This is a genomic window from uncultured Albimonas sp., from assembly GCF_963977235.1.
Lineage (GTDB): Bacteria > Pseudomonadota > Alphaproteobacteria > Rhodobacterales > Rhodobacteraceae > Albimonas.
In genome coordinates this window covers 1-1,848 of sequence record NZ_CAXBOD010000145.1, presented here as the reverse complement: position 1 = coordinate 1,848, position 1,848 = coordinate 1, and the positions used below count along the sequence as shown (strand labels likewise).

The following is a 1,848-nucleotide window of genomic DNA, read 5'->3' as shown; positions in this document are numbered from 1 at the left end:
CCCCCCCGGCCCCCCCCCGCCAGTGCGCGCGGCGGCGCAGGCCGCCCCCGGAATCGGTCCCGTGCGGCGCTCCACCGCCCCGACCGGGCGCGCTCCGCCCCGACCGCGCGCGCCCTGCCCCCCCTCGGCGTCCCCCGTCGCAACCCGGCGGCGCTGCGCGACGCCCCCAGCCCTCGCAAAGCGCCTGTTATCTGGCGGGTTCGCAAGCGGCTCTCGCTCGTCCCGCTCGAACCCGCTCGATCGCCAGGAAGCGGCCCCGCCAGGCGCCCCCGCCGACCGCGCCGCGCAGCGCGACGGCGAGCCCTGCGACCGGCCGAGCGCGGCGCCTGCGCGACGTCCGCGTCGGGCGAAGCCCCCTGACGCGCGCGCACAGCCCTTCCGCCCGGCCGCCGCGTCCGCTAAACGGGCGCCCGTGTTCTCCAGCCGGGACCCTGCCCCATGCCCTTCAACAGCTTCGGCCGCCTGTTCCGCTTCACCACCTGGGGCGAAAGCCACGGGCCGGCGCTGGGCTGCGTCGTCGACGGCGTGCCGCCGGGGGCGCCGGTCAGCGAGGCGGACCTGCAGGTCTGGCTCGACCGCCGCAAGCCGGGGCAGAGCCGCTTCACCACCCAGCGGCGCGAGGCCGACGAGGTGAAGATCCTCTCGGGCGTCTTCGAGGGCGTCACCACCGGAACCCCGATCAGCCTGATGATCGAGAACACCGACCAGCGCTCGAAGGACTACTCCGAGATCGCCGACAGCTTCCGGCCGGGGCACGCCGATCTCGCCTACTGGCGCAAGTACGGGGTGCGGGACTATCGCGGCGGCGGACGCTCCTCGGCCCGCGAGACGGCGGCGCGGGTCGCCGCCGGCGGAATCGCGCGGGCGGTGCTGGGCCAGATGCTGCCCGACCTGCAGATCCGCGCGGCGCTGGTGCGGATCGGGACCATCGCCATCGACCGCGGCCGCTGGGACTGGGAGGAATGCGCGCGCAACCCCTTCTGGTCGCCCGACGCAGAGGCGGCGGAGGCCTGGACGGGCTATCTCGACGGGCTGCGCAAGACCGGGAACTCGGTCGGCGCGGTGGTCGAGGTCGTGGCCTCGGGCGTGCCCGAGGGGCTGGGGGCGCCGGTCTACGCCAAGCTCGACCAGGACCTGGCCTCGGCGATGATGTCGATCAACGCGGTCAAGGGGGTCGAGATCGGCGCGGGCATGGGCGCGGCCGAACTGACCGGGGTCGAGAACGCCGACGAGATCTTCATGGGCAACGACGGCAAGCCGACGTTCGCGTCCAACCATGCGGGCGGGGTGCTGGGCGGGATCTCGTCGGGCCAGGACGTGGTGGTGCGCTTCGCGGTCAAGCCGACCTCCTCGATCCTGTCGCCGCGCGCCTCGATCAAGCGCGACGGGCAACCTGCGGAGGTGGTCACCAAAGGCCGCCACGATCCCTGCGTCGGCATCCGCGCGGCGCCGGTGGGCGAGGCGATGATGGCCTGCGTGCTGCTCGATCACATCCTGCTCAACCGCGGTCAGACCGGCGCGGCGCCGGGCGAGAGCCTGGGGCCGCTGGGCTGACGCCCGCGGTTCGGGCGCGGCGCCAGACCGGCGCGCGACGCAGCCAGGCCCACCCGCAGGGCGCCTGCAGACCGTTTGCGGAAGAGGTTTCTACAGGCGCCCTGCGGGCGGGCTTGGCTGCGTCGCGTCCGTGGGGGCGGCTGTGACCGGAGTCTGCAGGGCGGGCGCCTCCGGCGGGCTCCTGACTCACCAGAGAACAAGACGCCCGCGCCTGTTCTCCGGATCCGTCTCTCGCTTGCGATGCCTGAGCGACTCGCCCGCAGGGGTCAAGGACAAGCCGGCTTCGCCGGTCGC

General features: G+C 74.5%; 1 protein-coding gene. It reads left to right on the top strand.

The genetic code is table 11. From position 1 onward, the window contains the following. Nucleotides 1-438: 438 nt before the first annotated feature. Nucleotides 439-1,554, top strand: a complete 1,116-nt coding sequence (gene aroC / locus AAC134_RS23810; RefSeq protein ID WP_339952299.1) for a chorismate synthase — start codon at nucleotides 439-441, stop codon at nucleotides 1,552-1,554. The last annotated feature ends 294 nt before the right edge of the window (nucleotides 1,555-1,848 follow it).

Bases quoted from the DNA above. Each gene is read 5' to 3' on its own strand.
- aroC (WP_339952299.1), top strand. From the start codon at position 439: ATGCCCTTCAACAGCTTCGGCCGCCTGTTCCGCTTCACCACCTGGGGC.